Source organism: Arthrobacter sp. FW306-04-A, from assembly GCF_044358315.1.
Classification (GTDB): Bacteria; Actinomycetota; Actinomycetes; order Actinomycetales; family Micrococcaceae; genus Arthrobacter.
Window position 1 is genome coordinate 1,624,638 of the sequence record NZ_CP084559.1, and the last position, 21,114, is coordinate 1,645,751.

The 21,114-nt window shown below is 62.4% G+C and carries 19 protein-coding genes; 12 read left to right on the top strand and 7 right to left on the bottom strand.

Annotated features, from left to right (window positions below; translation table 11 throughout):
- Positions 1-19: 19 nt before the first annotated feature.
- A complete protein-coding gene (locus tag LFT43_RS07435; RefSeq protein ID WP_395801862.1) occupies positions 20-1,831 on the bottom strand; it encodes an AMP-dependent synthetase/ligase in 1,812 nt (603 codons plus the stop codon).
- A 206-nt stretch (positions 1,832-2,037) separates the two neighbouring features.
- Here LFT43_RS07435 and LFT43_RS07440 point away from each other — a divergent pair, with 206 nt between their 5' ends.
- Entirely contained in the window at positions 2,038-3,153 is a 1,116-nt protein-coding gene (locus LFT43_RS07440; protein WP_395801864.1) for an ROK family glucokinase, read from the top strand.
- A 42-nt stretch (positions 3,154-3,195) separates the two neighbouring features.
- On the opposite strand, the gene LFT43_RS07445 is transcribed toward LFT43_RS07440, so the two are convergent.
- Together LFT43_RS07445 and LFT43_RS07450 are read right to left on the bottom strand one after the other, a co-directional pair.
- The gene (locus tag LFT43_RS07445) at positions 3,196-3,747 is read right to left on the bottom strand and encodes a hypothetical protein (protein ID WP_395801866.1); all 552 of its coding nucleotides are present in this window, start codon (positions 3,745-3,747) and stop codon (positions 3,196-3,198) included.
- The gene (locus tag LFT43_RS07450) at positions 3,740-4,555 is read right to left on the bottom strand and encodes an alpha/beta hydrolase (protein WP_395801868.1); all 816 of its coding nucleotides are present in this window, start codon (positions 4,553-4,555) and stop codon (positions 3,740-3,742) included. The genes LFT43_RS07445 and LFT43_RS07450 overlap by 8 nt, the downstream gene beginning before the upstream one ends.
- A gap of 155 nt (positions 4,556-4,710) precedes the next feature.
- Between LFT43_RS07450 and LFT43_RS07455 the strand changes: the two genes are divergently transcribed.
- Together LFT43_RS07455 and LFT43_RS07460 are read left to right on the top strand one after the other, a co-directional pair.
- Entirely contained in the window at positions 4,711-5,514 is an 804-nt protein-coding gene (locus LFT43_RS07455; protein ID WP_395801870.1) for a lysophospholipid acyltransferase family protein, read from the top strand.
- A gap of 67 nt (positions 5,515-5,581) precedes the next feature.
- The gene (locus tag LFT43_RS07460) at positions 5,582-7,009 is read left to right on the top strand and encodes a class II 3-deoxy-7-phosphoheptulonate synthase (RefSeq protein ID WP_395801872.1); all 1,428 of its coding nucleotides are present in this window, start codon (positions 5,582-5,584) and stop codon (positions 7,007-7,009) included.
- Between the two features lie 72 nt (positions 7,010-7,081).
- On the opposite strand, the gene pknB is transcribed toward LFT43_RS07460, so the two are convergent.
- Together pknB and LFT43_RS07470 are read right to left on the bottom strand one after the other, a co-directional pair.
- Positions 7,082-9,157, bottom strand: coding sequence for a Stk1 family PASTA domain-containing Ser/Thr kinase (gene pknB, locus LFT43_RS07465; protein ID WP_395801874.1), 2,076 nt, complete (start codon positions 9,155-9,157; stop codon positions 7,082-7,084).
- Positions 9,158-9,229: 72 nt separating this feature from the next.
- On the bottom strand, positions 9,230-10,579 hold the full coding sequence (locus tag LFT43_RS07470; protein ID WP_395801876.1) for a LysM peptidoglycan-binding domain-containing protein: 1,350 nt from the start codon (positions 10,577-10,579) through the stop codon (positions 9,230-9,232).
- Positions 10,580-10,813: 234 nt separating this feature from the next.
- Here LFT43_RS07470 and LFT43_RS07475 point away from each other — a divergent pair, with 234 nt between their 5' ends.
- A complete protein-coding gene (locus tag LFT43_RS07475) occupies positions 10,814-11,167 on the top strand; it encodes an Rv2175c family DNA-binding protein (protein ID WP_028266705.1) in 354 nt (117 codons plus the stop codon).
- Between the two features lie 100 nt (positions 11,168-11,267).
- Here LFT43_RS07475 and LFT43_RS07480 read toward each other — a convergent pair whose 3' ends face one another.
- Positions 11,268-12,359 carry a polyprenyl synthetase family protein gene (locus LFT43_RS07480; protein WP_395801879.1) on the bottom strand — a complete coding sequence of 364 codons (1,092 nt, stop codon included), beginning with the start codon at positions 12,357-12,359 and terminating at the stop codon, positions 11,268-11,270.
- Entirely contained in the window at positions 12,356-12,643 is a 288-nt protein-coding gene (locus tag LFT43_RS07485) for a hypothetical protein (RefSeq protein WP_395801881.1), read from the bottom strand. The genes LFT43_RS07480 and LFT43_RS07485 overlap by 4 nt, the downstream gene beginning before the upstream one ends.
- Before the next feature lie 70 nt (positions 12,644-12,713).
- Here LFT43_RS07485 and LFT43_RS07490 point away from each other — a divergent pair, with 70 nt between their 5' ends.
- The 8 genes from LFT43_RS07490 (at position 12,714) to LFT43_RS07525 (ending at position 21,108) form a co-directional block, all read left to right on the top strand.
- A complete protein-coding gene (locus LFT43_RS07490; RefSeq protein WP_395801883.1) occupies positions 12,714-12,866 on the top strand; it encodes a hypothetical protein in 153 nt (50 codons plus the stop codon).
- 118 nt (positions 12,867-12,984) lie between these two features.
- Entirely contained in the window at positions 12,985-14,241 is a 1,257-nt protein-coding gene (dinB, locus tag LFT43_RS07495; protein ID WP_395801885.1) for a DNA polymerase IV, read from the top strand.
- A gap of 235 nt (positions 14,242-14,476) precedes the next feature.
- A complete protein-coding gene (locus LFT43_RS07500) occupies positions 14,477-14,839 on the top strand; it encodes a DUF3040 domain-containing protein (protein ID WP_395801887.1) in 363 nt (120 codons plus the stop codon).
- Positions 14,840-15,220: 381 nt separating this feature from the next.
- Positions 15,221-15,652: a division/cell wall cluster transcriptional repressor MraZ gene (gene mraZ, locus LFT43_RS07505; protein ID WP_395801889.1), complete on the top strand. Its 432-nt coding sequence runs from the start codon at positions 15,221-15,223 to the stop codon at positions 15,650-15,652.
- A 183-nt stretch (positions 15,653-15,835) separates the two neighbouring features.
- A complete protein-coding gene (gene rsmH / locus LFT43_RS07510; RefSeq protein ID WP_395801892.1) occupies positions 15,836-16,834 on the top strand; it encodes a 16S rRNA (cytosine(1402)-N(4))-methyltransferase RsmH in 999 nt (332 codons plus the stop codon).
- Positions 16,831-17,493 carry a hypothetical protein gene (locus LFT43_RS07515; protein ID WP_395801894.1) on the top strand — a complete coding sequence of 221 codons (663 nt, stop codon included), beginning with the start codon at positions 16,831-16,833 and terminating at the stop codon, positions 17,491-17,493. The genes rsmH and LFT43_RS07515 overlap by 4 nt, the downstream gene beginning before the upstream one ends.
- A gap of 55 nt (positions 17,494-17,548) precedes the next feature.
- Positions 17,549-19,345, top strand: a complete 1,797-nt coding sequence (locus LFT43_RS07520; protein ID WP_395801896.1) for a peptidoglycan D,D-transpeptidase FtsI family protein — start codon at positions 17,549-17,551, stop codon at positions 19,343-19,345.
- Positions 19,346-19,467: 122 nt separating this feature from the next.
- Entirely contained in the window at positions 19,468-21,108 is a 1,641-nt protein-coding gene (locus LFT43_RS07525) for a UDP-N-acetylmuramoyl-L-alanyl-D-glutamate--2,6-diaminopimelate ligase (RefSeq protein ID WP_395801898.1), read from the top strand.
- Positions 21,109-21,114: the final 6 nt, after the last annotated feature.

Here is a 21,114-nt window from a genome sequence, read left to right on the forward strand (position 1 = left end):
TATGTCAGGGTGGGGGGTGTCAGGACGCCTTGGGCGCCGAATACATTTCCTCGATCACGGCGTCGAAGTCCTTCATGACCTGGGCGCGTTTGACCTTCAGGGACGGTGTGAGGTGGCCGGAGGCCTCGGTGAAGTCTGACGGCACAATCCGGAACGACTTGATGGCCTCCGCGTGGGAGACGGACTGGTTCGCGTGGCTGATCAGTTCCTGGACGGCTGCCCTGACCAAGGTGTTGTCCGCAGCGTCCGCCGGAGTGGTGGACGTTGGAAGGCCATGGCGTTCCAACCAGCCGGGCAGGGCTTCCTCATCGAGGGTGACCAGCGCGCCGATGAAGGGCCGGTTGTCGCCGACCACCAGGACCTGGGAAACCAGTGCGTCCGCCCGGATTTGGTCCTCGAGGAGGGCCGGCACCACGTTCTTGCCGCTGGCCGTGACGATGATTTCCTTCTTGCGGCCGGTGATCTTCAGGAAACCCTGTGCGTCCAGTTCGCCGATGTCACCGGTTCGGAACCAGCCGTCCACAAAGGTTTCCGCGGCGAGGTCATCCCGCTTGAAGTAGCCCTTCATGACACAGACGCCCTTGGCGAGAATTTCGCCGTCGTCGGCGATCTTGACCGCGTTGCCCGGGAGCGGTGCTCCTACCGTGCCGATCTTAATCAGGGACGGGGTATTTACTGAAATAGGTGCCGTGGTCTCAGTGAGCCCGTATCCTTCCAGGATCTGCAAGCCGACACCGTGGAAGAAATGGCCTAGCCGTTCGCCCAGGGGGCCACCGCCGGAGACGGCGTGGCTGACGTGGCCGCCCATAGCCGCGCGGAGTTTCCCGTACACCAAACGGTCGAAGACGGCGTGCTTGAGCCTCAGCACCAGCCCGACGGAGCCCGACTGCTGGGCCTTGGAGTAGGCGATTGCCGTGTCCACGGCCTTATGGAAGATGGCACCCTTGCCACCGTCCTCCGCCTTGGTGAGGGCCGAGTTGAAGACCTTTTCGAAGACGCGGGGAACGGCGAGGATGAATGACGGCTGGAAACTCTGGAGGTCTCCGAGAAGGTTTTTGATATCCGGGGTGTGGGCGACCTGGGAGCCGGCCGCTACAGCCAGGACCGAGATGAAGCGGGCGAAGACGTGGGCCAGCGGGAGGAACATGATGGTCTTGGCGTCCTCGTTGACGACGTCACCAAGGGAGGCCAGCGCGTTCTCTGAAAGTTCGACGAAGTTGCCGTGCGTGAGTTCGCAACCCTTAGGGCGGCCTGTGGTGCCGGAGGTGTAGATGATGGTGGCGACGTCGGCAAGCACAGCGCTGCCGCGGCGAGCCTCGAGTTCCTCGTCGCTGATGCCGGTCCCGGCGGCGCGGAGGGTATCAAGGCCGCCTCCCTCAAGTTGCCAGACATGGGCGACTGAGCTGAGGCCTTCGGCCGTGACGGCCTGCCGGATGACGTCCTCGTGGTGTGGGGACTCGGCGAATGCCGCAACAGCGCCGGAGTCGCCGAGGTTCCAGGCCACCTGTGACGGCGATGACGTTTCGTAGATCGGCACGGAGATGCCGCCCGCAAACCACACGGCGAAGTCCACGAGGGACCATTCGTACCGGGTCCTGGACATGATTCCCACGCGGTCGCCTACGGCGACGCCGTTAGCGATCAGGCCTTTTGCCAGCGCGGACACATCGTTGAGGAACTCGTTTGCCCGGATGTCCTGCCATTGGCCGGCGCCGTCGAGCTTGGCAAACAGGGCGGGGTTGGATGGCTTGGCGGCCTGACGAACCACGAGGTCCGTGATGTTGGTTTCGGGGGCAACATTTACCAGGGGCGGAACACTGAATTCACGCACGATAGCTCCTTCGATATCAACAGACCATTGCGGGGCTGCTCTAACTCTATACGGCCAAGTAATGGGTGTGTCGCAATTCACCTATTTCAAGTTACTGATGAGTAACATTACGTGAAGCGCGCCATTCCTCCAATGCAACCGAGCAAGCCCCCGGTCACACGGCGTCCATGTCAGTACATATGTGGCACTCGGAATAGGATGGCGGCATGCCTCTGAATTCATCCAACGACCAGACCACGGCACGCGTTCGGAAGACTTCCTGGTCCGGTTCAACCGTAACCGGCCGCCGCCCCGGTTCCACCCACGGCGGCATTCGCTGGGAATCGGTTCCATGGGCCGCCAGACGCTCCCACCTTGGTCGCAGGGGATTGGCTATCGGGATCGACATCGGCGGCACGAAGGTTGCTGCCGGTGTTGTGGATCCCTCGGGTCATGTAGTTGATGAAGCCCGGCGCTCCACGCCGGGCAATGACGCCCGGGCAGTGGAGCAAGTGATCGTCGAGCTTGTCCAAGAGTTGGGCAGAAGCCATCGAATCGCCTCTGTGGGGATTGGTGCGGCAGGCTGGATGGATCTTGACGGCGGCACGGTGCTGTTCAGCCCGCATCTCGCTTGGCGTAACGAGCCTCTGCGGGAGAACCTGCAGAGCCTGCTGAGGCGCCCGGTCCTGGTCACCAACGACGCCGACGCTGCCGCCTGGGCTGAATGGCGCTTCGGCGCAGGGCAAGGGGAGAGCAGACTCGTCTGCATCACGCTCGGCACCGGCATTGGTGGTGCCATGGTCATGGACGGACGCGTGGAACGTGGGCGATTCGGAGTAGCGGGGGAGTTCGGGCACCAAATCGTGGTCCCCGGCGGACATCGCTGCGAATGCGGCAACCGGGGCTGCTGGGAGCAATACGCGTCCGGGAATGCCCTCGGCAGGGAAGCCCGGGAGCTGGCGCTGCGGAATTCCCCGGTCGCCTACGAATTGCTCAAGGCCGCCGGAGGCGCTGCGGAGAACATTACGGGCGTCACCGTGACGGAACGGGCCCAAGCGGGGGACTCGGCCTCCAGGGAGCTCCTGGAAGAGGTGGGGCACTGGCTCGGGCTCGGCCTTGCGAATCTCGCGGCAGCGCTGGACCCGGGGACGTTTGTTATCGGCGGCGGCCTGTGCGATGCCGGCGAGCTTCTGGTTGGCCCCGCGCGGACCGCATTCACCCGGAACCTGACGGGGCGCGGCTTCCGGCCTGCAGCCGCCATCAAGCTTGCCGCCCTCGGGCCCCGGGCAGGGATGATCGGTGCCGCCGACCTGTCGCGGGTCAGCGGCAGGGCGCACGGCTAGTACAGGCTGTGCCGGACGGTAAGGAGCGGTGCGGCACCCCCACTAGACGCGGGCGCCGTCGTCGTTCTCGTCTTTTTCCTGGGGCAGCTTCATGATGAGGTACACCACCGAAGCTAGAAATGCCGCCAAGATGCCCATGACGGCCAGAAGGGGCGCCGAGCGCCAGAACATTGCGGTGAACAGCAAGGCAACGGGACCGCCCACAGCTCCGAGCCAGGCGAGCATGGTCAGCGGTTCAGTACCGGCCAGGCTCGGTGGATCCTCCGGCACGAACCCGCCCTCGTCCTCAACATCAAAGTCACGCGGACCGGTCGCACCGCTGCCTTCGTCTTCGACGGGTTTATCGGCAGCGCCTCTCCTGGCCAATCCAAGGGGATCGAAGTCCTGGAAAGAGCGGGACGTGGATGTACCAGGAACCGCGTCCGGTCCTGGACCCGGTTCTGTTCCGGGATCCTTGGGAAGCTCTTCCGCTAGCCGCGGTTCGTCGAGCGGCGAGGAAGGCATCGACTCAAGCCGCGCCACCAGATCCAGCCAGACGGCGTCGTCATCTTTATTGGCGCTCTGGTCCGGCGAATCCGGTCCAGGCCTATTCATGGGGTAAGTCCCGGAGTTCGGCGCCGGACGGGCGGGCAGGGGCGGAGCTGTTGGCGAGTCCAGCCATCGTTTTCCGGATGAACTCGGCCGAGCCGCGGAAGATTTCCAGGGCATCGTTGTCCAATGTGGCCACGTGGTAGCTGTTCTCCAGGGTGCTGAACTCCATCGGAGCTGCGACGCGCTCCTTCAACTGCTTGATGCTTCGGTCCGAAACCACATGGTCCACGGAAGAGCGGAAGACGCGCACGGGGGAGGAAATCCGGGGGAGGAGAGTAACGGTGTCCTTGTACATCTTCTTCAGCTCATGGGCTGCGGCGACCGGAGTCCTTGGGTAGGCGCCCTCGTCCATGCCTGGTTTGAGGATGTCGTTGGCAATCGCCGGGGTGGATTTCATGAAGTGCTTGAGGACGCCAACCACTGCCGCGCGGGGGTCGTCAATCACCAGTCCAGGGTTGACGACGACCGTGCCGGCGACCGGGCGAGTGGCCGCTATCCGGAGAGCCAGCGTCCCGCCCATCGACAGGCCGGCAGCGAAAACGAAATCGCACTCGGCCTGGAGCTCGAGATACGCCGCATCCACAGCATGGTGCCACTCCTGCCAGTGCCGCGCAGCCATGTCCTGCCACGTGGTCCCATGGCCCGGAAGCAATGGCAGGCGCACGGCGTAGCCTTCCGCCGCAAGATACTCCGCCCACGGGCGCATGCTGTGCGGACTGCCCGTAAAACCGTGGCTCATCACCACGCCGATGCTCGGTCCACCACCGGTGAAGCTGCTGGCGTACGGGGAGGGATCAGGGAGAGTGTTCATGATGACTCCGAGGCTACTCTGTTGGCGGCGCTGCTTTCCGTCATGAGTCCATCGTGTCACTGTTCGGGACATTTCTCACTGGAGTAGGGTGGCTTCTGAGTGCCGGCCGGGACCGTCCGGACGCCTAGCAGACGCCGCCCCGGAGAGGAACCAAAGTGTTCTATTGGGTCATGAAACGGATCTTTTTGGGTCCGGTTCTCAAATTGCTGTTCCGCCCTTGGGTCAAGGGCCTCGACAATGTTCCCCACGATGGTCCCGCGATTCTGGCCTCCAATCACTTGTCTTTTTCGGACTCGATCTTCATGCCGGTGATGGTGCCTCGACGCGTCAGCTTTCTGGCAAAGTCCGAATACTTCACGGGCACGGGACTCAAGGGCAGGCTCACGGCCATGTTCTTCCGGCTCACCAACCAGTTGCCCATGGACCGTTCGGGTGGGGCGGCGTCCGAGCTGTCCTTGCAGGCCGGAAGGGATGTCCTGGCTGCCGGCGGCCTGCTGGGGATCTACCCCGAGGGCACCCGCAGTCCCGATGCCAAGCTATACCGGGGCAAAGTGGGAGTCGCCAAACTTGCGCTCCAAACCCGGGTACCCGTTGTTCCCGTGGCGATGATCGGCACGGAAAAGGTCCAGCCCATCGGCAAGCGTTTGCCCAATATCCGCCGCATCGGGATCATTTTCGGTCAGCCGCTTGACTTCAGCCGGTACTACGGCCAGGAGGAAGACCGCACCGTCCAACGGGCCGTGACCGATGAAATCATGTACGAGCTCATGCGGCTCTCCGGCCAGCAATACGTGGACGAATACGCCGCCGTCGTCAAGCAGCGACTGGCCGGGCAGCTTCCAAGCCGGGAGAGCGGCAGCGGAACAATTCCTACCGATGCCGGAACTGAAGAGCGGCCCGAGTCCGCCGGCGGATCGGAGCCGGACGACGGCGACGACGGAGTGTCTGGAAAAGTGTGACGGCCCGGCGAATATCGGTTACGGCGGCCGTGCGCAGAACAGCGGGCAAGGCAACTAGTCTTGGAGAGTGACTGAGCTATCCGCGAACCCCGCACCGTCCGTGACCGGCCCCTTGACTAGTTCCCTGGGCAGTCCCCTGACCAGCACCGCGCAAAGTGGCGCGGCAAACTATCCCGGCTTGGACGACTGGCGCCAACTGCCTATCTCGCAGCAACCCACCTGGACCGATAGGGGCGTCTTCGATGCCTCCGTCAAAGAACTCTCCGTGCTTCCGCCGCTGGTTTTCGCCGGCGAAGTCGACATATTGCGCGAGCGCTTGGCGGCGGCAGCCCAGGGCAAGGCTTTCCTTCTTCAAGGTGGCGACTGCGCAGAGACTTTCGGGGACGCCACAGCCGACAAGATCAGCGCCCGAGTCCGCACCATCCTGCAGATGGCCGTTGTCCTCACTTACGGCGCGGCCATGCCCGTCATCAAGATGGGTCGCATGGCCGGCCAGTTCGCCAAGCCGCGATCCTCGAACGAAGAGACCCGCGACGGCGTGACACTGCCTGCCTACCGCGGCGACATCGTCAACGGTTACGACTTCACTCCGGAGTCCCGGGCCCACGACGCCAGCCGCATGCTGAAGGCCTACCACACCTCGGCCTCCACGCTGAACCTCATCCGCGCCTTCACGCAAGGCGGCTTCGCTGATCTTCGCCTGGTGCACCTCTGGAACAAGGGCTTCACGGAAAACCCCGCCCATGCCCGCTACGAGTCCTTGGCGAGGGACATCGACCGCGCCATAAAGTTCATGGCGTCCTGCGGCGCCGATTTCGAAGCTCTCAAGCGCGTGGAGTTCTTCGCGAGCCACGAGGCCCTGCTGCTTGACTACGAGCGTGCCTTGACACGCATCGACTCCCGCACGGGACTTCCCTACGACACCTCCGGCCACTTCCTCTGGATCGGGGAGCGTACGCGTGAGCTCGATCATGCGCACGTGGACTTCCTGTCCCGTGTCCGCAATCCCATCGGCGTCAAGCTCGGTCCCGGAACCACCGGAGACGACGCGCTGCGGCTCATTGACAAGCTGGACCCGAACCGCGAGCCAGGCCGCCTCACCTTCATCTCCCGGATGGGTTCCAAGAACATCCGCGAGAAGCTGCCCGCCGTCGTCGAGAAGGTCACTGCCTCCGGCGCGCAGGTTCTCTGGGTCACGGACCCGATGCATGGGAACACGGTCACCTCGCCCAACGGGTACAAGACCCGCAACTTCGACGACGTCGTGGACGAAGTCCGCGGTTTCTTCGAGGTACACCACGCCCTGGGCACGGTACCGGGTGGCTTGCACATGGAGATGACCGGCGACGACGTCGCGGAATGCCTTGGCGGTGCTGATCCCATTGACCAGGACGCCTTCCTGGACCGCTACGAGTCCGTGTGCGATCCCCGCCTGAACCACATGCAGTCCCTTGAGATGGCATTCCTCGTGGCTGGAGCCCTCACAAAGCGGTAGTCCAGCGAGCAGACTGCATAAAGGAAAGGCGATCCGGAACATTCCGGATCGCCTTTTCTGTATGCATGGGTACTACACGACGGTCAGGGTGATGACGGAGCCCTCCGGGGCGTCACTGTCCACGGGGTTCTGGTCGCGGACGGTGCCGAAGAAGCCACCCAGGACGTTGTTGATCTTGACGTCGAATCCCAGCAATTCCAAGGCTTTGCGTGCGGCATCCGCCTGCTTCCCGATGAAGCTGGGAACGTGCACCAGCTTCGGTCCCTTGGACAGGGTCAACGTGACTGACTCGCCACGGGTCAAAGTGCCGTTGGCGGGGGTCTGGCTGACCACGGCCCCCGCGGGAACCTTCTTGTCATTGACGGGTTCCGGCGCAATTTTGGCGGTCAGCCCGGCGTCGCTGATCGCTTTAACGGCTGCTTGCTGGGTCATGCCACGGACATCGGGAACGGGCAGGGGCTGAGGTCCTTTGGAAACCACCAATGCCACCGGGGTGCCGTGGCGGACCGCCGTGTCCTGGGCCGGGGACTGGGAGATGACCGAGCCCGACGGCACTTTGTCGTCATACTGCTCTGTGACCCTGCCGAGCGTCATTCCTGCCGTGCCAAGGGCATTCTTGGCCTGGTCCAGCGTCAGGCCTGTCATCGCAGTGAGCGGAAACAACTGCGGTCCCTTCGAAACGAAGAGCGACACGGGTTGGAACTTCCGGATTACCTGGCCGGATGCGGGCTCCGTTCCAACCGATAGCCCGGCCGTGACTTGGTCGTCGAATACGTCCCTCGGCTCAGACTGGAAGCCGGCGGTTCTCAGTAGCTGCTGGGCTTCCGCAACCGTCTTGTTTTTCGTGTCCGGAATGGTTCCGGGCGAGCCTGGCCCCATGCCGAAGAACCAGCCCGCGGCGGTGGCGAGGATTGCGAGGACAATCACGACAACCGTCCAGATCACGGCACGGCGGCGCGGATTGCCTTCCCGCAAAGAGCGCGACGGTGTGGCCGCGGCACGGGCGCGGTCCTTTTCTTCCTGGCGCGCAATTCTCTTGATGTCGCGTTTGCTCGCCGGTGCAGTCCGCTCCGTGGGCAATACAGCTTGAACCGTCGTCTCACCGGGGGAAAAGCCCGACGGCGGCAGCACCGTGGTCGGATTGCGCTGGCTTGAGATGATCTCCGTCGGGCGGCCGATCCTTTCCAAAGTCTCCGTGCGTTCGGCATGAAAGGGCGCGACTACCGCGGTTGCCCCTGCCTCTTGTCCGCTTGCCGCTCCGGCGGCAAGCGCCTTGGCGGCAGGCGGACTGATGTCCAGCTGTGCGTCGCTCAGGGTTGTCCGGATATGCCGCAATTCCGACAAGAGTGCAGAACCGTCCACAGGACGATCTTCGGGTTCCTTTGCGGTGCACCATTGGGCGAGTTCGTCAATGTCCGCAGCGAGTCCGGGAACAGCGAGCGAGGGCGGCGGGACGCTAGCGTTGACGTGCTGGTAAGCCACCTGGATTGGAACGTCGCCGGAATAGGGTTGCTCGCCGGTAAGCATCTCGTAAAGCATGATGCCGGCAGAGTAAATGTCGCTCCGGGCGTCGGCGGGCTTGCCTAAGACCAGTTCGGGAGCCAAGTAGGCAACCGTGCCGATCAGGGCACCAGTGCTCGTGGTCGCCGTCACCGCCCGGGCCAAGCCGAAATCGCCCACCTTGATGCGGCCGTCGTCGGCGATCAGGACATTCTCCGGCTTCACGTCGCGGTGTATCAGCCCCGCTGCGTGGGCGGCAGCCAGTCCTTCGATGACGGGGTCTATCAGTGCAAAGGCCAGCCGGGGCGGAAGCGCGCTTTTTTCGTTGAGGACATCGCGGAGCGTATGCCCCTTGATGTACTCCATGACGATGTACGCAATGTGGCCGTCCTGTCCCTGGTCGAGGACGCCGACGACATGCGGGTGGGACAGGCTGGCGGCGGCCCGAGCCTCGCGCCGAAGGCGGTCAAGGAAGTTTTGGTCGTGGGTCAGATGCGGATGCAGCACTTTGAGCGCCACCTCGCGGTCGAGCCGCTCGTCCGTGGCGAGGTAGACAGTGGACATTCCGCCGCCCGCTAGGCGCGATCTGACGAGGTAGCGCCCGTCCACGAGGGATCCGAGGCGATGGTCCGAAACTTGTTCCTGCACCCTACGATCCTAGTTGAGCAAAAACACGGGCCCGAATCGGCATGCGATCCGGACCCGTGTTTGCGGCGCGGTTCAGCTGAAGTTTTTCTTGTGGGCCAGGATTGCTGCCACGTATGCCTTGGTGTCGTCGTACATCCCGTGCTTGCTCACCGAGTACTGGCCCTGGTAATAACCTGCGATGGCCGTGTTCACGTCCTTGCTGGTGTTCACCAGCGCCCGAATGATCGCGACGCCGGCAGTGACGTTGTCGTACGGGTCGAGAAGGTTGAGCTTGCGTCCTACCAGTTGGGAGGCCCATTCGCCGGAGGAGGGAATGACTTGCATAGTGCCGATGGCGTTGGCAGGTGAGACCGCGCGCTGGTTGAAGCCGGATTCCTGGAAGGCGAATGCCAGGGCCAGGGAAGGGTCTACGCCCATGCGGCGCGCAGTGTCGGCCACGATCCCCTTCATCTGGGCGGTGCTGGGAACCGGAGAAGCATTGAGGAGCGCCTTGTTCGCGTTGGCTGAACTAACGACAGCCGCGGGGTAGGTGTAGCCGAGGAATGTGCTCGGGACCAAAGGGGTAGTGACGGGAGCCGGAGCGGCGGGAGCGCCGGGGATGGCGAGCTTCTGGCCCGGATAAATGATGGTACTCATGGACAAGTGGTTTGCCGAGAGCAGCGACGAGAGGGAGACGCCAAGGCGGGACGCGATACCGCCCAACGTGTCGCCGGACTTGATGGTGTAGGCGCCGGTGTCGGCAAGCGCCGGTGCTGCCGGCGCCGGAGCCGGAGCAGGTGCCGGCGCCGCAGGAGCCGGTGCGTTTGTTCCCGACCCGACCTTGATCTGCTGTCCCGGATAGATGATGGATCGGCCGTTAAGGCCGTTCCAGCTGAAGACATCGGAGAGGGCCACGCCATTGCGGGCGGCAATGCCGCTCAGGGTATCGCCGGACTTGACGGTGTAAGTCGCTGCCCCGGATGACGACGACGGGCTGGTGGGGGCTGGGCTCGGCGCCGGGGCGGCTGTCCCGGAACCGGACAGCTTGATCTGCTGCCCCGGGTAGATGATGGTGTTGGCCGAGAGCCCGTTGAGCTCCAGCACTGTGTTGGTGTTCAGCTCGTAACGGGCAGCGATGCCGCTGATGGTATCGCCCCGAACGATCGTGTACATGGCCGGAACGGCCGGAGCCATCGGTTGCATGGAAGCCGGGATTGTCGAAGCAACGGCAGACGCCGGAATGACGTTGGCGGCCACAGCCGAAGCCTGGGCCTTCATGGCGGCGGCCAGGGTGGCCGGCATCCGCTGAGGCTGAACCGCGGGTAGCGCAGTTGCCGATTGGGCAAGCGCTAGTGAAGAGAGCATGACGACGGGCAGAGCCGCTGTAGTGGCCGCAATTATGGGCATGCTCGTTGTCTTCTTGGGCGAGCGGGGCGTCGTCATGGGAGCAATCCTCATCTCAGCAGCGGACATTTTGGGAATGCCGCTGTTGCCAGTGATACCAGTGTTACTAAAGTGGGTAGTGATGCAAATGTGATCAATGTGAATCTCTCACATTTTTCGGTTCCGCACAAGAAATCCCGGGGTTTTCGATTCTTGGGCATTCACGGCCATAAATCCTGCCCTTGCCGCCGGGCTGGCTAGGCGCAAAGCGCACAGGCGTGGCAATCTTGATCCGTGAGTAATGTAGAAAGCCTCGTTTCCGATTGGTTGCCGCTGCCCGATGTCGCAGAGCTGCTGAACGTTTCAATCACTAAAGTCCACGGTCTTCTGGATGAGCGGGCAGTCGTGGCTGTGAGAGTGGGCGAACGAAACATCCGTTCGATTCCCGCCCTCTTCATCCAGGACGGTCATGTGGTGGACAGCCTGAAGGGCACCATTGCAGTGCTTGGGGACGCCGGGTACACGGATGAGGAGCTCATTGCATGGCTCTTCACCCCGGACGAGTCGCTGCGTGGCCGCCCCGTCGATGCGTTGCGTGAAGGGCGCAAGACTGAAATCCGACGCAGGGCACAATCGCTGGCCTGGTAAAGGACCCGCCTTTAATACAGTGGTGGCGGCAGGAAACTGCCGCCACCACTGTATTAACCCGCATATTCAGGCGGCTCTTCACCTGGACTTAATCAAGAGTTCATGCGGCCCTGCTGACAGCGGCTTCGGCCAACTGCCGGAGTGCAGTGAGTGGCAGTTCAGCCAGGGGTAGGCGGTCCAACGCTTCGAAAGCCTCGTTGCTGAGCTCTTCGATCATTGCTTCCGTGGCTTCGAGCGCTCCGCAATCCACGATGATCCGCCTGATCTCAGCGACCTCGGCCTCACCGAGGTCCTGCCTGCCGAGCATAGAGTCGATGTGAGTGGAATCCGCAGCTCCAGCTTGGTTGATGGCAAAGCCGACCAACACGGTCCGCTTGCCTTCGCGCAGGTCATCGCCCGCGGGCTTTCCGGTCGTCCCGGGGTCGCCGAAGACGCCCAAGACGTCGTCGCGCAGCTGGAATGCCTCACCAAGCGGCAGGGCGAAGGCGGAATAGCCTTGAAGGAGCTCCTTGCTGGCGCCGGCCAAGGCGCCCCCAAGCGCCAGGGGGTGTTCTGTCGAATACTTTGCCGACTTGAAACGGATGATGGACTGGGCTCGCTTGACGGCACCCGCGCGGTCCCGAACAGGACCTGCTACTTCCTCCAGGATGTCCAGATACTGCCCGGCCATGACCTCGGCGCGCATCAGGTTGAAGATCCGCCGCGCAGAGGTCCCGGAAGCAGCCCTGGCGCCGATCTGCGTAAACGCCTCCTCGCTGAAGGATAGGCACAGATCCCCAGTGAGAATAGCGGCAGCATGCCCGAAACGTTCGCTGTCGAGTGCCCAGCCCTCGCGCTCATGGAGTTGACTGAACCGTTTGTGGACGCTGGGACCTCCGCGCCGGGTATCAGAGCGGTCGATGATGTCATCGTGAATCAGGGCCGCGGCTTGGAAGAGTTCCAGGGCGCAGCCGGCCGTGATGATGTCCGGATGCGCAGACTCACCTCCGGCACCTCGCCACCCCCAGTAGCACATCAACGCCCGGAGGCGCTTCCCGCCTGTCACGAGGTTCGTGATGGAGCCCATGAGGGGAGTGACATCGGAGGATATGGTCGACATGGTCTCGTGTTGCGCAGCAAGGAAGCCGTTAAGTTTGGCCGCGACGTCGGCAACAAAACGGCCCTGTTCCGCACCGAGGCTTTCCGTAGTCACTTGACGGACCCGGCGGCCACGTTGGCGCCGATGGTGAATGTGGATTTACCGGCGTTTTCCACCACCGAGATGTTTACCGTTTCATTGTCCCCACGCAGGAAGTCTTTTGATTTGATGCTTCCCACAGTGTTTCCGGGAACTTCCTTGAAACCCTGTGCCGTGAGCGCAGATGTATAAAAGGCCACCACGGCGTCGGCGGGCGATGCAATGGTGCCGACCAACGCGACCGAAGCTGGGGAGGTGTTCTTGTCGAAACTGCTGGACTCCACGGCTGCCTGGGGCATCAGGGGAATCAGTTGTTGCGGGAACCCTGGTACGAGGGCTCCGACCGTCGCCGACGCCCCCGCGATAGCCGTGGAAGAAGTAGTCGGCGCGGGGTTTGCCGAAGCAGCCGGCCCGGACGATGTTGGCGCCGGCCTTTGGGATACCGTGCTCGCAGGGGACGACCCGCAAGCCGAAATGGTCAACGCGACACCCGTGGCCAACAGGGCCAGGCTGACGGGTTGAGGCTTTCCAAAGAGCTTCACAGGGATTTCCTCCTGGGGACGACGCCGGATGCTGCTTCCAGCTTAGGGTGCCGGAAGCTGCCTCCAGTTTAACGGGTACAGCGGCATAGGATTTCCTTGTGAAACCACATGCAGAGGACCCCGGGCAAGGATTCACCCCGGATCCCGCTGCGCTGCGGGGGCTGAGGCGCACCAGCATCCTCCACGTGGACATGGATGCCTTCTTTGTCTCGGTTGAATTGCGCACCCGTCCCGAACTCCGCGGAAAACCTGTCATTGTGGGCTTCCCGGTGGATCGCTCCGTTGTGCTGTCGGCCTCCTACGAAGCGCGTGCCTTGGGCGTAAGATCTGCCATGCCCATGGCCAACGCCATGCGGATGTGCCCCAAAGCGGTCATCATCGAACCACGTCACAGCCTCTACTACGAGGTCTCGCGGCAGTTGATGGGAATCTTTGAATCAATAACTGACCTCGTGGAGCCCCTGAGCGTCGACGAAGCTTTCCTGGACGTCGGCGGGGCGATCAGGAGATTAGGTCCGCCACTTCAGATCGGACATCTGATCCGGCGCCGTGTCGCCTCAGAGCTAGGAATTACGGCGTCGGTCGGGATTGCCGCCAACAAGTTCGTTGCCAAAATTGCTTCCACGCGCTGCAAGCCCGACGGCCTGCTGCTCATTGAGTCGGACCAGACCGTAGCGTACCTGCATAGTCTTCCTGTAAACGCCCTGTGGGGAGTCGGGGCCAAGACTGCCGATGTCCTTGCCAGGCTGGGAATCCGCACCGTGGCCGATGTTGCGGCAACGCCCCTTTCTTCCTTGAAAAGGGTCCTCGGAGCTTCGGGAGAACACGTCCACCGATTGTCGATGGGTTTGGATCCACGGCCGGTCACGCCCACACGCTTGGAAAAGAGCATTGGCTCCGAAGAAACTTTCGCGGTCGATACCCAGGACGACGCATTGCTGCACCGCGAGTTGCTCAGGCTCTCCCACCGCACCGCTTCGCGGCTACGCACTGCCGGGATGGTGGCCCGGACAATCGCGCTGAAGCTGCGCTATGCCGACTTTTCGACAATCAGCCGCAGCAAGACGATGCACACACCGGTGGACAGCGCCCAGCTGATCTATCAAGTGGTGAGCCAGCTGCTGGCATCCTTGGGGGACAGGCCAATGAGCGTGCGCCTTGTGGGTGTACGGGCCGAGCAGCTCGAACCGGCCGAACACGCCTCGCTGCAGTTGAGCCTGGATCGCAGGGACGACAACTGGCGGGCGGCCGAGCAGGCGCTGGACCGTGTCAGCGCACGATTCGGCAGCAAAACCATCCTTCCTGCGCGGCTTCTGGAACCGTACGCAGAGACCAATGAGCCGGGATCGCCTTAGCTGTCGAAGAGCTCCTTGTGTGCCTCCGGCGTGTCTTTCAGAACAGCGGCCAACAAACTATCCTAGAGATACACAGATTTAGACCGTCTGGATAAATTGCTCCGTTGTGTCTGTTCCGTGAGACCGTGTTCACAAGACCCGGTCTTCGGGAACCCTTTTTTGGATTCGTCCGTTCAAAGGAACAGAGGCAACGGCCGCGGCGTATCCAGACGCTGGCCGACTAAAGGAGGTCGCGATGCCCCTCTCGGAGCACGAACAGAAGCTCCTCGAGCAACTCGAGAAGCAACTGCATGAGGACGATCCAAAGTTTGCCAATTCAATGGGCTCTGACCCCATTCGTTCATGGTCGACCAGGCACATCGTTATTGGCGTTCTAGGCACTATCGCCGGGATCCTCTTGTTGTTGGTAGGTGTGTCGTTGCAGAACATCTTCCTTGGTGTGCTGGGCTTCATTGTCATGGGCGCCGGCGTTTACTTCGCGACCCTGCGAAGAGCTATCGGCGGCAAGACGAAGAGTGCCAAACCCGGCAGGGCCAAGAACTCATTCATGAGCAATCTTGAAGAGCGTTGGGACGAGCGTCGCCGCGGCGAAGAGTAGTTGATAGCCGTTATATAGCGCTTGTCTTCGGCAGGAAGCCGAGGCGCTCCACATTGCACCACCAGGCGCTGGCCTGATTGCGAAAAGACCCGAATTTCGGGTCTTTTCGCATTTAACGCCCGGTTCGCCGGATCCCAGGAGGGCGTGAGCAGGGCTTTGGCTCCGCCGTCGCGCCCTCCCGAGAAGACCACTGCAGAATCCGCTCCACTTTCCACGGTGCACGAAATCGCCGTGCTTTCGGGCACCCTCATGCGAAAGTGGGGCAGAAACACGCCGAATTGCGTTGACTGTGGGGGCTTGTGGAGTAAAGTGGAGCAAGTAAGAGGGTAGTGGCGGCGTGGGGCAGGTACGGGCACCTTTGACAGATGGGGCGGTGGGCCAGTGTTTCTTGGCACGCATTCGCCGCGTCTGGACGAAAAGGGCCGGATCTTCCTCCCCGCCAAGTTCCGCGAGGAACTTGCTGACGGCTTGGTGCTCACAAGAGGCCAGGAACGTTGCATCTACGTCTTCAGCCAGCGGGAATTCGAACGTATTCACGAATCCATGCGGGAGGCCCCCATCTCCTCCAAGCAGTCACGTGACTACATCCGGGTTTTCCTGTCCGGAGCCTCTGACGAGGTACCTGACAAGCAGGGGCGCGTGACAATTCCGCAGGCGCTCCGGACCTACGCGGGTCTCGATCGGGAATTGGCGGTAATCGGCGCCGGAACCCGAGCGGAGATCTGGGATGCCCAAGCTTGGGACGAGTACCTGGCCGAGAAGGAAGCCGCCTTCTCGGAGACCGACGACGACAACCTCCCCGGGTTCATTTAGAAACCGGGCCAGGAAGCAGCAAGGCTTCTTGGATGGGATCTCCAGCCGCCCATCACATTGTTTTCCTGGCTCACCTTCCCCGGAGCCAGGCGGACACTGCGACAGGCGCGGATGGGGATCCGACCCAAGAAGCAACCAACTGACCGGCAGATGGACCGAACAATTCAGCACTGAGGAGGCCGCATGGAGGAGCAAGACGCGCCAAAACCAACCTCGGAGCGCCATGTACCGGTCCTGAAGGACCGGTGCATCAATTTGTTGGCCCCCGGTTTTGAAGCGGCCCGCAGCCGTGGAGAGACGCCCGTGGCCATCGACGCCACGTTGGGAATGGGCGGCCACTCCGAAGCGATGCTCCAACGTTTCCCCGACCTGCACCTTGTTGGAATAGACCGTGACGAAGAGGCCCTCGCCCTGGCAGGAGCGCGGCTGAAGCCGTTCGAGGCCCGCACTGATCTGGTACACGCCGTCTATGACGAGATTGAAGACGTCCTTGCGGACCTTGGCATCCCCGAGGTGCACGGCATCCTCATGGACCTCGGAGTGTCTTCCCTTCAGCTGGACGAGCGGGAACGCGGCTTTGCCTACTCGTACGACGCACCCTTGGACATGCGCATGGACACGAGCCGCGGCCAGACGGCCGCTGACGTTGTCAACAACTATTCCGAAGAAGACCTCGTGCGGATCATCCGCAAATGGGGCGAAGAGAAGTTCGCAGGCAGGATCGCCAATCGCATCGTCGCGGCGCGGGCCAGCAAGCCCTTTGCCACTACGGGAGAACTGGTAGAGCAGATTCGCGGGGTGGTTCCTGCGTCGGCGGCAAAGTCCGGGGGACATCCGGCAAAGCGGACTTTCCAGGCTTTGCGGATTGAAGTCAACGAAGAACTCGACGTCTTGGAAAGGGCAGTACCTGCGGCTCTCTCGGCCTCAGCAATGGGGGGCCGCGTGGTAGTGATGTCCTACCACTCGCTCGAAGACAAGATCGTCAAATCAGTATTCCAGTCACGGTCCAAGTCATCAGCTCCGCTCGGTTTCCCGGTGGAGCTCGAGGAACACAAACCGGAATTCAAGACCTTGACCAAAGGCACGGAAGTGCCGACGCCCGAAGAAATCGCCGAAAACCCGCGTGCGGCATCCGCCCGGCTGCGGGCAGTGGAACGCATCAAAGCGAGGAGAACAGCATGAGCACCGCCGCCGCGAAGATCCTGCCGACCACGGTGGGCAACACAGCGCGTGCCCTGCCCGTCCGTGGCCCGGAGCGCGACGCCCCGCGCAAGGCGCGGACCCCGCTCTCGCTCGTGCAGAGTGTGCCCGGAAGACGACGCACTCCATTCGTCGTCTTTTGCTTCGGCGTCCTCGCTGCAGCACTGCTGACGGTCCTGGTGCTCAACATCTCTGTTTCCACAGCCCAGTACGATCTCGTGAAGCTCAGGAACGATGCTGCATCCCTGAACAAGCAGAACCAGGATCTGACACAGCAGGTCCAGAACTTCGAAGCTCCGCAGAATCTGGCGGCCAAGGCCGCAGAATTGGGAATGGTGGCTTCCACTGCCACGGGCCAGATCGATCTGGACAGCCTGACGGTCACAGGTAAAGCGACGCCGGCAGTCAAGGGACAGAATCCCGGTGCCGTCATAGCTGCTCCTGCGGTTGCAGGCCAGCTCAGTGTGGTACCTCCTGCAACCGCCAAGGATCCGTTGGAAAACCGCAAGCCAACAGGAACTGCTGACTCCACACCGGCCAAGCCGGAGGCGCCCGCGGCTCCTGTGGCGCCCCAGCCGCCGGTTGTGGATCTCCACGGTGGTTCGGTCCCCGCTCCACAGCAGAAGGTGCCCGGGCAATAGCCCCCAGCCGACCTGATTTCAGGGTAAACAGCAAGGCAAGCAGCAAGGAATCGACGTGGTGCAGAAGACCGGCAAATCGAAGAACAAGAGAACGCCGGCGGCGAAGAAGCGCCTTCGCATCGGTCTCGGAATCATGCTGACGTTGCTCCTGGTGGTCGGGGGCAAGTTGTTCCTCGTCCAGGGACTGGACGTCGGCGGCATGGCCGAGGCTGCCTATAACAACCGGCTGAAATCCACGATTCTGCCCGCCGAACGCGGCAAGATTCTTGACGCCAACGGCACGGTGCTCGCAAGCAGCGTGATCCGCTACAACATCGTGGTTGACCAAACCGTCAACACCGCCACCACTGAGTTTTCGCGCTACAACACCCAGACCCAAGGCATCGACAAGATCTCCAGGACCCAGGGCATTGCGGAGCTCGCCAGCGCCCTGGGTATGGATGTCAACCAGGTCACGCAGGCAGTGACCGGGGAGAAAAAATACAACATCGTGGCCAAGGAAGTGAAGCCCGAGGTTGAAGATCAGATCTCCCAATTGCATATCCCGGGTGTTGGATCGGAAGGCATCAGCAAACGCGTCTACCCCAATGGGAGCGTTGCCGGGGGCGTCATCGGATTCCTCAAGGACGGCACCACGGGCCAGGCAGGCCTTGAACAGACTCAAGACGAGCTCCTCCGCGGGAAAGACGGAAAGCGGGTGTTTGAGATCGGTGCCGACGGTCTTCGCATTCCCGTGGCAACCGACCTGCTGACCCCGGCTGTGAATGGCAAAGACGTCAAGCTGACCTTGAACACGGATATTCAGTACTTTGCGCAACAGGCCATTCAGACGCAGGTCAACCAGCTCAACGCACAATGGGGATCGATCGTCGTCGAGGACATCAAGACCGGGAACATCATCGCGATGGCGGATACCAATGCCCCGGACCCCAATGACCCCGGTAAGGTTGCGCCCGCGGACCGCGGCGTGCGGTCCGTAACGGCCGCCTACGAGCCCGGTTCGGTAGAGAAAATGATCACGGCATCGGCCGCGATCAATGAAGGAAAGTCCAGCCCGCTGGACACGTTCACCATTCCGCCAGCTGTAACGATTGACGGTCAGACTTTTACGGATGCTTTCCCACACGGTACCGAACAGAGGACCCTTGCCGGCATTCTCGGTTATTCGATGAACACCGGTACGGTGATGGTCGGTAGCCGCCTGACCAAGCAACAGCGCTACGACTACCTCAAGCGCTTCGGCATCGGCGAAGCTCCGGACATTGGTCTTCCCGCTGAAGCCACCGGCATTCTCGCGAAGCCTGAGCAGTGGGACGACCGGCAGCAGTACACCGTGCTGTTCGGCCAAGGGGTTTCCCAGTCCACCCTCCAGACGGTCCGGGCCTACCAAAGCGTGGCCAATGGCGGCGTGATGCTGCAGCCACGACTTATCGACGGCTACGTCGGCGCCGACGGTGTCGAGGCGAAAGTTCCTGCCAAGGATCCCAGGCAAGTCGTTTCCAAGGAGACGGCCCAACAGGTCCGCGACATCCTTGAGAGCAACGTCACCATGGGTGAAGTGAAAGATGCCGGCATCGACGGATACCGGGTGGGTGCGAAGACTGGAACCTCTGAGGCACCCCGTGAAGATGGACTGCCTGGCTTCGATGGGTTCACCGCTTCCATCATTGGAATGGCGCCCATGGAAAATCCACGGTTCATCGTCGAGGTAGTTGTCCAGCGCCCTAAAGGGAACATCTACGGCATCACCCAGGGACCGATTTTCCGCTCGGTCATGGGCCAGGTCCTGCGCACCTACAACGTCCCCCCGTCCACTGGGACTCCGGCGCGGTTTCCGCAGTACGCCAAGTAAGTCATTTTCGCCAAGTAAGCTTGTTGGGCATCTGTCCGGCCATATTATGATCCACCCATGCCGATTCCGGGAGCCCCACGGTTCCCGCGCGGCCAGTTTTACGAGTACCAACGGAGACCCATTTGTCAGAGCAGAATGACGCCGTATCGATCCCTACAGGGAACCCGCCGGCTACGGACAAACCCGGCTTCCGTCCCGCCGTCGTGACCGCGGTCCCTCTTGAGGCCATCGCCGCATCCCTGGGAATCGCGCTACCTCCGGACTCGGGCGGTACGTCGGTGACTGGTGTGTCCCTCAATTCGCGCACCGTGGAACCTGGAGACCTGTATTTGGCCCTGCCCGGAGCCACACGCCACGGCGCCGACTTTGTCCCCCAAGCCGTGGCCGCTGGCGCCGTGGCCGTCTTGAGTGATGAAGACGGCGCACGCCAACTGGCGCTCGGCGACGAACTCGCCGTTCCGGTGCTGGTCGTCAGGAGTCCCCGCGCCGCCGTCGGGCCTCTCGCTGCCCTGATCTATCGCAGCCAACCCCACGACGCGGCTTCGCCGACACTCTTCGGCGTCACGGGTACAAACGGCAAGACCACCACCACCTACTTCATCAATTCGCTTCTCCGCGCGCTGGGCTTGAATCCTGGCCTGATTGGGACGATCGAAATCCTTGCGGGTGGCGAAGCCATCCCGAGCCTGCTGACGACGCCGGAGTCGACGGATGTCCATGCCTTGCTCGCCCTCATGCGTGAGCGCGGGCTGGATGCGGCTTCCATGGAGGTCTCCTCCCACGCCCTGTCCTTCCACCGGGTCGACGCGGTGACGTTCGACGTTGCCGGCTTCACTAATCTGACCCAGGACCACCTGGACCTTCACGGAAGCATGGATGAGTACTTCCGGACGAAAGCGGAACTCTTCACCACCGCCCGGGCACGCCGGGGCGTGGTGACAGTAGACGATCAGTGGGGGATGTTGCTGGCCGAAGAGGCCGGAATTCCGGTGACCACGTTGTCCGCCGTACCCGGCATGGATGCTGACTGGGCCGTGGTCTCCACCACGCAACGAGGGCTTGGAACCGACTTCGAGCTGCGCCACCGTGACGGAACAGTGCTTCGCGTCCACACAGGATTGCCTGGGGACTTCAACGTCGCCAACGCGGCCCTGGCGACCGTCATGGTGCTGGCTTCCGGCATCGATCCGCGGGCATTGCAGGCGGCGCTGGACAGTGACGATCCGTTTACCATTTCCGTACCGGGCAGGATGCAGTTGATCTCGGACGCCCCGGCATCCGTTGTTGATTTCGCGCACAACCCGGACGCGCTGGCGAGGGCCCTGAAGGCAGTACGGTCCCAGGAACCCGGATCCCGGGTAATCGTCGTTTTCGGTGCCACAGGCCAACGGGACCAGGGCAAGCGGCCGACCATGGGAGCCATAGCGGCGCGGCTGGCCGACGTCGTCATTGTCAGTGACGACGACCCCCACGACGAAGACGCGGCGACCATCCGCTCGGAAGTCGTCGCCGGGGCCCGCGCTGCCCGTGAGTCGGAGCATCTTGACTGCGAGATCCTGGAAGCGTATCCCCGGGATGTTGCCATTCGCCAGGCCGTGGAAATGGCTACGGAAAGGGACACCATCCTGATCGCCGGCCGCGGCCATGAGGTCTGGCAGGAAGTGAAGGGTGTCAACCTTGCACTCGATGACCGGGTAGAACTGCGGGCTGCCTTGACAGCCAGGGGATTCAGAGTTTCCACGGACGAGCGGATAGAGTCCTAGACCGAG